Below are 6,948 nucleotides of genomic sequence, written 5' to 3'. Positions count from 1 at the left end.
AACAAATTCTACATCCTGGACCTGCGGCCCGAGAACTCGATGATCCGCTGGCTGACGGACCAGGGGTTCACGGTCTTCGTGGTGTCCTGGGTGAACCCGGACCAGCGGATGGCCGAGAAGACCTTCGAGAACTACATGTTCGAGGGGATCTACACCGCGGTCGAGGCGGTCTGCCGCCAGTGCGACGTGGAGAAGGTCAACACCGTCGGCTACTGCATCGGCGGCACCCTGCTCTCCTGCGCCCTCGCCCACATGGCCACGGTCGGCTACGAGAAGGTCAACTCCGCCACCTTCTTCGCCGCCCAGCAGGACTTCTCCGAGGCCGGGGACCTGCTGATCTTCACCAACGAGGACTGGCTGAAGGATCTGGAGCGGAAGATGGACGCCGAGGGCGGCGTGCTCTCCGGCCAGACCATGGCCGACACCTTCAACGCCCTGCGCGCCAACGACCTGATCTGGTCGTTCTTCGTGAACAACTACCTCTTGGGCAAGGAGCCCCGGGCCTTCGACCTCCTGTTCTGGAACTCCGACCAGACGCGGATGCCCAAGGCCCTGCACATGTTCTACCTGCGCAAGTTCTACGGCGAGAACGCCCTGGCCAAGGGCGAGTTGGAGCTGGCGGGCGTTAAGCTCGACCTCTCCAAGGTGAAGACGCCGATCTACGTCCAGTCCTCCAAGGAAGACCACATCGCCCCGGCGAGGAGCGTCTTCAAGGGCGCCAAGCTGTTCGGCGGGCCCGTCACCTTCACCCTGGCTGGCTCCGGCCACATCGCCGGGGTGGTCAACGCCCCGGTGGCCAAGAAGTACCAGCACTGGACCTTGGACCACCTGCCCGACCGCCTCGAGGACTGGCAGGGCGCCGCCGGCGAAAGCGCCGGCTCCTGGTGGCCGCACTGGGCCGAATGGCTGAAGGCCCGCTCCGGCGAGCTGATCGCCGCCCGCGACCCCGCCAACGGCCGCTTCACGCCGATCGAGGACGCGCCGGGCAGCTATGTGAAGGTGAAGTCGTAGGCTCGTCGTCTAGGTCACGACGAAGTCCGCGTAGCTCACCGACAGGCCGGTGGCGAGCTTGGCGAAGACTTGGCCCGGGGCGGCGCCCGTGCCGTCCGGATCGTAGATCACCTCGCCGGTCGCCGAGTTGTAGATGATCCGGTCGGTGGCGTCGTGCGCGCCCGTCCCCTTCCAGAAGGCGGACGACGCGAGCTGGCCGGTACTGTTGAGTGCGGTGAACACCGCATTCTCCAGCTGGATCGTGTCGTAGACGCTCGAGAAGTCGGCGATCTGGTCCACCTCGGCGGCGGCCAGCGGCGCATCGAAGACGAACCGGTCGTAGCCGGAGCCGCCCAGCAGCAGGTCGGCGCCGGAGCCTCCGTGCAGGGTGTCGTTGCCCGTGCCGCCCTCGAGTTTGTCCGCGCCCGCTTCGCCGCGCAACCGGTCCGAGCCGCCGAGGCCCTGCAGGGTGTCCGCCCCGGCGGTTCCGGTCAAGGCCTCGCCCGAACTCGTGCCGACGATCGGCTGGGCTTGCGGCGGCGGAGGCGTCACCGTGCCGCTGCCCACGGTCGGGTCGATGAGATCGAGCTTCACGTTAGACGAGCCGATCGTCACGGTCTGGGCGGGCGCGGTGTAGGCCCCGGTGAAACTCACCGAGTACGTCCCCGCCGGCAGGGCCAGGTCATAGCCGCCAGAGTCATAGGTGGCGCCCACGTACTTCGCGCCCGAAAGGCTGGTGGCGGTGACGGTCAGGCCGGCTAGGCCCTCGCCGGGATCGTAGAAGCGGTCGCCATCCTGGTCGTCGAACGCCACGCCGGTCAGGAACGCGGAGGTCCCGCTCTTGGCGAAGTTCTGAGTGACGAAGGCGCCCTGCCAACCCTGGTACTCGCCCACCTCGAAGCCAACCCCGATCTCCCGGAAATTGACGTTGAGGATGTTCGCCCGGTGGCCGGACGAGTTCATCAGATTGGCGTGGAGCAGCTCCACCTCGTCCTTGTACCCGGGATCGCCGCGCAGGCTGGCCCAGCCGATGTTCTCGCCGGTGCTCCAGGAGCCGGTCAGCTGGTAGCCTGCCGTCTGCATCCGCTGCGTGGCCGTCGAGCCGTTCGCACCGGTGTGGGAGAAGGTGTCGCTGTCGATCATCCACCGGCTGTGCAGCTCGGCGCTCTCGTTGAGATCGAAGTCAAAGGCCAGGGGCTGCGCTCCGGCCTTGGCGCGTTCGGCGTTGATCAGCTCGAGCATGTACTGCTCGAAAGCGTCGGGCTGGGACATGCGGGGACCGTCTCTCGCTGGAAGGTCCCCTTAAGTAGGCGGCCAGGCCGGCTGAATTAGGCCGGAAATCAGGCTCTTGCTGCGACCAGTTGGCGCGGCGCTCAGGTCGCCACGAACCTCAGCGCCACACCATTGTTGCAGTAGCGCAGCCCCGTGGGCCGTGGGCCGTCGGGGAAGACGTGGCCCTGGTGCCCGAGGCAGCGGGCGCAGTGGTATTCCTTGCGGGGGACGCCGATCTTGTAGTCCATCTTCACCCCGACCGCGCCTTTGATCACAGTGTGGAAGCTCGGCCAGCCGGTGCCGGACTCGAACTTCCAATCCGACTTGAACAGCGCCAGGCCGCAGCCGGCGCAGGCGTAGGTCCCCCGCCGCTTCTCCTTGTCCAGCAGGCTGGTTCCCGCCCGTTCGGTGTCCTCGCGGCGCAGCACGCGATAGGCGGTCGGCGAGAGCCGCTTCTTCCATTCTGCGTCGGAGATCTTGCGGAACGGCGATGTTGCGTACGGGTCGGCCGCGGCCAGCGCCGCGCCCGGCGCCGCCAGGGCGGCGGAGGCGATGAGGAAGGAGCGTCGGTCGAGGGTCATGGCGTCTGTACGTCCGGCAAGAGCCTTTGGACGCACTTTACTCCCGTCGATCCGCCACCGGGAGGGCGCTAGAGCCCCTCGCCCTCGTCGAGCCCGAGCATCAGGTTGAGGTTCTGCACAGCTGCGCCGGAGGCCCCCTTGCCGAGATTGTCGAGCAGGGCCACCAGCCGCGCCTGGCCGGCGTCCTCGTTGGCGAACACGAACAGGCGCATCCGGTTGGTGCCGTTCAGCGCCTCAGGGTCGAGCCGGGGGACGTAGCCGGCCGCCCCTGCCCTGTCCTTCTGCAAGGCGCCGCACTCTTCGAGGCTCGCCACCTCCACGAACCGCTCGCCTTCGTACGCGGCCGCAAGGGCGGCGTGCAGCTCAGCAGCGCCCGGCCGCCCGGGCAGCAGCGACAGGTGCAGCGGGACCTCGACGATCATGCCCTGTGCGTAGCGGCCGACGGCCGGCGCGAACACCGGCGGGGCGGCGATGCCGGTATTGGCCAACATCTCGGGCAGGTGCTTATGGGCCAGCGTCAGGCCGTAGATCCGGTGCGCGTCGCGCGTACCGGACGACGGGTCGCCTTCCATCTCGGCGATCAGCCCCTTGCCGCCGCCGGTGTAGCCAGAGACGCCGTGGGCCGTCAGCGGGTAGTCCTTCGGCAGCAGGCCCGCCTCCACCAGCGGCCGCACCAGGCCGATGAAGCCGGTCGGCCAGCAGCCGGGGTTGGCGACGCGCGTGGCGCCCCGGATCTCGTCCCGCTGCGTGCGGCTCTTCTCGGGGAAGCCGTAGGTCCAGCCCGGCGCCGTCCGGAAGGCGGTCGACGCGTCGATCACCTTCACTGAGTTGGAGCTGATCATCGACACCGCCTCGCGGGAGGCCTCGTCCGGCAGGCACAGCACGACGAGGTCGGCCGCGTTCAGCAGCTCGGCCCGCGCCTGCGGGTCCTTCCGCTTCTCGGGATCGATGGAGAGGATCTCCAGGTCGGCGCGCGCGCCGAGCCGGTCGCGGATCTGCAGGCCCGTGGTGCCGGCCTCGCCGTCGATGAAAACCGTGTGGGTCATTCGGGGATCCTCCCGCCCGCATGTAGGGCGGCTTCCAGTCAGCCAAAACAGAGAAAGGGCGCTCCGGTCTCCCGAAGCGCCCTTTCCGACACGCGATGTCTCGCGCGCGTCAGCGCTTCGAGAACTGGAAGCTGCGTCGGGCCTTAGCCTTGCCGTACTTCTTCCGCTCCACGACCCGCGGGTCGCGGGTCAGGAAGCCGTGCGGCTTCAGCACGGCCCGCAGGCCGGGCTCGTAGTAGGTGAGCGCCTTGGCGAGGCCGTGGCGCACGGCGCCGGCCTGGCCCGAGAGGCCCGAGCCGGTGACGGTCACTTCGACGTCGAACTGGCCGAGGCGGTCGGCGATCTGCAGCGGCTGGGCGATCATCATCCGCAGCACGGGGCGGGCGAAGTAGATCTCCTGGTCGCGGCCGTTGATGGTGATCTGGCCCTTGCCCGGCTTGATCCACACCCGGGCGATGGCGTTCTTGCGCTTGCCGGTGGCGTAGCTGCGGCCGAACTGGTCGCGCACCGGCTCACGGGCCGGGGCGGCGTCGGGGTTCGAGGAGAGGCTCTGGAGAGCCTCGAAGCCTTGGGTCTCGCTCATGGGGCCTTACGCGCTCCGCACGTTCTTGGCGTTCAGGTCGGCGAACGCGATGGTCTCGGGGTTCTGGGCGGCGTGCGGATGCTCAGCGCCCGTGTAGATGCGAAGGTGGGTCAGCTGCTTGCGAGCCAGCGGGCTCTCCTTGGGCAGCATGCGCTCCACGGCCTTCTCCAGGATCCGCTCCGGGAAGCGGCCGCCGAGGATCTTACCCGCGGTCCGCTCCTTGATCCCGCCCGGATAGCCGGTGTGCCAGTAGTAGACCTTGTCGGTCAGCTTCTTGCCGGTGAACTTCACCTTGTCGGCGTTGACGACGACGACCATGTCGCCGCAATCCACGTGCGGGGTGTAGTCGGGGCGGTGCTTGCCGCGAAGGCGGTTGGCGATGAAAGCGGCGAGGCGGCCGACAACGGCGTTCTCCGCGTCGATCACGATCCACTTCTTCTCGACGTCGGCAGGCTTCAGGGAAGCCGTCGTCTTCATCATGGGTCTTAAGGTCCGAATGCTGGGGCGGCGGAGGCCCGCCGTGACATGAGCGCGCGGCATTACGCACCGCGCCGCCGCCTGTCAACACTGCGCGCGCAACTTCCCGCTCGCGCTTTGAATCTGCAAGGGAAAATAGTTGTGGTATTATCATACCGCGTCATCCGGCCGTCATTTCCCCGTGCTTTGGCTCAGGTGACACGCTCCAGGCCGCCGACTACTGAGACCCCATGCCCACGTCCCGTCGAGGATTCATCGCCGGCGCCGCCGTCAGCGCCGCTTTCGCAGGTTATGCGCTGCGGGCCGGCGCCCAGGCCGCGGCCGAAGACACCTACCGCAACGAGGTGTTCGGCTACGGGCCCCTGAAGAAGGACCCGAACGGCATCTTCGACCTGCCGGAGGGCTTCTCCTACCAGGTGGTTTCGCAGGCTGGCGAGACCATGGACGACGGCCTCTACGTTCCGCACAAGGCGGACGGCATGGCCTGCCTGCCGCTGGGCGGCTCGCGCGTGGCGCTGGTGCGCAATCACGAGCTGAAGGCGACCGACATCAACTTCGGTCCCGCAGGCCTCGGCCGGCGGCAGATCGACCGGATCGACAGGTCCAAGGCGTTCGACCTCGACGCGGACGGCCTCCCCCTCCCCGGGGGTGTGACGACCATCGTCTACGACGTCGCCCGGCGCCGGCGCGTCAGCCAGCACCTCAGCCTGGTGGGCACGGCGGTGAACTGCGCCGGCGGCGCGACGCCCTGGGGCTCGTGGCTGTCCTGCGAAGAGAACGTCCAGCTGGCCGGGACCGGCGTCGGCAAGAACCACGGCTGGGTGTTCGAGGTGCCGGCCCGCGCGCGCGGCCTGGTGGAGGCCAAGCCCCTCACCGACCTCGGCCGCTTCCAGCACGAGGCGGCGGCCATCGACCCTCGCACCGGCGTCGTCTACCTCACCGAGGACAGCTTCGATCACCTGGGCCTCTTCTACCGCTTCCTGCCGAACGACCGTCGGCGGCTGGAGGCCGGCGGGCGGCTGCAGGCGCTGGGCCTGCGCGAGTCGCCGCAGGGCTGCGACGTGCGCAACTTCAAGGGCCAGCCGGTCACCTGGCGGCCCGGCGAGGCGAAGGAAGCGGTCTGGATCGATCTCGAAGGCCCGGACAACCCGCACGGCGACCTGCGCCTGCGCGGCCAGAAGGCCGGCGCGGCCTTCGTCGGCCGGGGCGAAGGGGTCTTCTTCGGACACGATGCGGTCTACTTCACCTGCACCTCGTCCGGCCCGACCCAAAACGGCCAGATCCTGCGCTACGTGCCGAGCCCGCACGAGGGTCAGCCGGGCGAGACGGACGAGCCGGGCCGGCTGCACCTGTTCGTTGAACCCAGCGACGACAAGGTGCTCGACTTCGCCGACAATCTGGCGATCGCGCCCTGGGGGCACATCTTCGCCTGCGAAGACCGATATTCCGACACCGACCGCAACCACCTGAAGGCTCTGACGCCCGAGGGGAAGGTCTACACGGTCGGCCGCAACGTCTTCGAAGGCAACGCCGAGCTGGCCGGCGTCTGCTTCTCGCCGGACGGCTCCACCTGCTTCGTCAACATCTACTGGCCGGGCATCACCCTGGCCATCACCGGCCCCTGGGGTAGCTTCCGCGCCTAGACCCGCCGTACCCGCCAGGCGAACCCGACCGCGAGAGCCAGGACCAGCGCAGCCATCAGCTGGTGGGCCAGCGCCAGGCCCAGCGGGGCGACCATCATCAGCGTGACCACGCCGAGCGCCGCCTGCAACACGACGGCTGCAGCCAGCCCCAGCGCCAGCTGCTTGGCCTCCGCCGACAGGTAGTGGGTGCGCACCGCCCGCCAGGCCATCAGCAGGGCGGCGATGAACAGGACGTAGCCGCCGATCCTGTGGTGCAGCTGCACGGCGCCCTGATTGTGGGCGATGGTCGCCCAGAGGTCCCCGCCGAAGTAGTCGCCCGGGACCACCCGCCCGTTCATCAGCGGCCAGTCGTTGTA

The 6,948-nt window shown here is 68.6% G+C and carries 8 protein-coding genes; 2 read left to right on the top strand and 6 right to left on the bottom strand.

What is annotated here, in order from left to right; genetic code table 11:
• Positions 1 to 1,011, top strand: a 1,011-nt coding sequence (locus VHK87_RS15345) for an alpha/beta fold hydrolase (RefSeq protein WP_329635763.1), incomplete at its 5' end; no start/stop codon positions are given.
• A gap of 9 nt (positions 1,012 to 1,020) precedes the next feature.
• Here the strand turns inward: VHK87_RS15345 and VHK87_RS15340 are convergent.
• The 5 genes from VHK87_RS15340 to rplM all read right to left on the bottom strand — a co-directional run bounded on the left by VHK87_RS15340 (position 1,021) and on the right by rplM (position 4,952).
• Positions 1,021 to 2,262 carry a CAP domain-containing protein gene (locus VHK87_RS15340; protein WP_329635762.1) on the bottom strand — a complete coding sequence of 414 codons (1,242 nt, stop codon included), beginning with the start codon at positions 2,260 to 2,262 and terminating at the stop codon, positions 1,021 to 1,023.
• 101 nt (positions 2,263 to 2,363) lie between these two features.
• Positions 2,364 to 2,843 (bottom strand): peptide-methionine (R)-S-oxide reductase MsrB, encoded by a 480-nt coding sequence (msrB, locus tag VHK87_RS15335; RefSeq protein WP_329635761.1) that lies wholly within the window; start codon positions 2,841 to 2,843, stop codon positions 2,364 to 2,366.
• A 68-nt stretch (positions 2,844 to 2,911) separates the two neighbouring features.
• Positions 2,912 to 3,889, bottom strand: coding sequence for an N-acetyl-gamma-glutamyl-phosphate reductase (gene argC, locus VHK87_RS15330; protein ID WP_329635760.1), 978 nt, complete (start codon positions 3,887 to 3,889; stop codon positions 2,912 to 2,914).
• A gap of 109 nt (positions 3,890 to 3,998) precedes the next feature.
• Positions 3,999 to 4,472 (bottom strand): 30S ribosomal protein S9, encoded by a 474-nt coding sequence (gene rpsI / locus VHK87_RS15325; RefSeq protein ID WP_329635759.1) that lies wholly within the window; start codon positions 4,470 to 4,472, stop codon positions 3,999 to 4,001.
• 6 nt (positions 4,473 to 4,478) lie between these two features.
• Positions 4,479 to 4,952, bottom strand: a complete 474-nt coding sequence (rplM, locus tag VHK87_RS15320) for a 50S ribosomal protein L13 (RefSeq protein ID WP_329635758.1) — start codon at positions 4,950 to 4,952, stop codon at positions 4,479 to 4,481.
• 227 nt (positions 4,953 to 5,179) lie between these two features.
• On the opposite strand from rplM, the gene VHK87_RS15315 reads away from it, so the two are divergent.
• Positions 5,180 to 6,592: an alkaline phosphatase PhoX gene (locus tag VHK87_RS15315; RefSeq protein ID WP_329635757.1), complete on the top strand. Its 1,413-nt coding sequence runs from the start codon at positions 5,180 to 5,182 to the stop codon at positions 6,590 to 6,592.
• Here VHK87_RS15315 and VHK87_RS15310 read toward each other — a convergent pair.
• A partial coding sequence (locus tag VHK87_RS15310; RefSeq protein WP_329635756.1) for a COX15/CtaA family protein occupies positions 6,589 to 6,948 on the bottom strand: 360 nt, incomplete at its 5' end. The genes VHK87_RS15315 and VHK87_RS15310 overlap by 4 nt on opposite strands.

The sequence above is a fragment of the Phenylobacterium sp. genome (assembly GCF_036263695.1).
Lineage (GTDB): Bacteria > Pseudomonadota > Alphaproteobacteria > Caulobacterales > Caulobacteraceae > Phenylobacterium.
Note: the sequence above shows the minus strand (reverse complement) of the source record. Positions and strands in the feature narration are given on the sequence as shown.

Bases quoted from the DNA above. Each gene is read 5' to 3' on its own strand.
- argC (WP_329635760.1), bottom strand. From the start codon at position 3,889: ATGACCCACACGGTTTTCATCGACGGCGAGGCCGGCACCACGGGCCTG.
- rplM (WP_329635758.1), bottom strand. From the start codon at position 4,952: ATGATGAAGACGACGGCTTCCCTGAAGCCTGCCGACGTCGAGAAGAAG.
- msrB (WP_329635761.1), bottom strand. From the start codon at position 2,843: ATGACCCTCGACCGACGCTCCTTCCTCATCGCCTCCGCCGCCCTGGCG.
- rpsI (WP_329635759.1), bottom strand. From the start codon at position 4,472: ATGAGCGAGACCCAAGGCTTCGAGGCTCTCCAGAGCCTCTCCTCGAAC.
- VHK87_RS15315 (WP_329635757.1), top strand. From the start codon at position 5,180: ATGCCCACGTCCCGTCGAGGATTCATCGCCGGCGCCGCCGTCAGCGCC.
- VHK87_RS15340 (WP_329635762.1), bottom strand. From the start codon at position 2,262: ATGTCCCAGCCCGACGCTTTCGAGCAGTACATGCTCGAGCTGATCAAC.